This is a genomic window from Streptomyces sp. SID1328 (genome assembly GCF_009865595.1).
Taxonomy (GTDB): domain Bacteria; phylum Actinomycetota; class Actinomycetes; order Streptomycetales; family Streptomycetaceae; genus Streptomyces; species Streptomyces griseoluteus.
The window spans coordinates 1-1,166 of sequence record NZ_WWKH01000623.1 but is presented as its reverse complement, the minus strand read 5'-3'; the positions used below and the strand labels follow the sequence as shown (position 1 = coordinate 1,166).

1 protein-coding gene is annotated in these 1,166 nt (G+C 73.5%); it reads left to right on the top strand.

What is annotated here, in order from left to right; genetic code table 11:
* Positions 1–3 precede the first annotated feature (3 nt).
* Positions 4–1,166 (top strand): FAD-dependent monooxygenase (locus GT030_RS20095; RefSeq protein WP_161202297.1); only part of this gene is annotated, 1,163 nt, incomplete at its 3' end.

Sequence of the window (1,166 nt, the reverse complement as noted above, 5' to 3'; positions counted from 1 at the left end):
GCCGTGACCCCCTCCACCCCCCGCACCGTCCTCATCTCCGGCGCCAGCATCGCCGGCCCCGCCCTCGCCTACTGGCTCGACCGCTACGGCTTCGAGGTCACCGTCGTCGAGAAGGCCCCCGCGGTTCGGGGCGGCGGCTACGCCATCGACATCCGGGGCACCGCCCGCGAGGTCGTCGACCGTATGGGCCTGCTGCCCCGGCTGCGCGAGGCGCACGTGGACTCGCAGCGGCTCTCCTTCGTGGACACGGACGGCGCCCTGATCGCCGCCATCCGCCCCGAGTCCGTCACCGGCGGCGTCGAGGGCCAGGACCTGGAGGTGCGCCGGGGCGACCTGGCCGACGCCCTGCAGACCCCGATCCGCGGCCGGGTCGAGTTCATGTTCAACGACTCCATCGCCACCCTGGACGACCGCGGGGACCGGGTGGACGTCGTCTTCGTCAGCGGCACCCGCCGCTCCTTCGGCCTGGTCATAGGCGCCGACGGACTGCACTCCAACACCCGCGGCCTGGTCTTCGGACCCGAGGAGAAGTACCACCGCTACCTCGGCCACACCTTCGCCGGCTTCACCCTCGCCAACGACTTCGGCCTGGAGCGCGAGGGCGTCATCTGGAACGCCCCCGGCCGGGCCGCCGTCCTGTACGCGCACGAGCCGAGCGACCGCATGCACGGCTTCCTCACCTTCACCCAGGAGGTGCCGCCGTACGACGCCTTCCGGAACCCCGAGGCGCAGCGGGAGCTGGTCGCGTCCCGCTTCCCGGAGCAGAGCTGGCACGTCCCCCGGCTGGTGGCCGCGATGCGGGAGGCCGACGACCTGTTCTTCGACGTGGTGAGCCAGATCCACATGCCCGCCTGGTCGTCGGGGCGCGTGGCGCTCGCGGGCGACGCGGCCCACGCCACCTCGTTCCTGTCGGGCCAGGGCTCCAGCGTCTCCCTGGTCGGCGCCTACGTGCTCGCCGGTGAGCTGGCCGCGCGGGCGGACCACACCGAGGCGTTCGCCGCGTACGAGCGGATCACCCGGGACTTCGTGGAGACCAACCAGGCCCTCGCCACCACCGGCGGCACCTTCGTCACCCCTACCACCCGGGAGATGCTGGACGCCCGCAACGCCGCCCTGCGGGACGCCGCCTCCCTCACCGGCGACGAGGGCCGCGCCGCCCACACCGG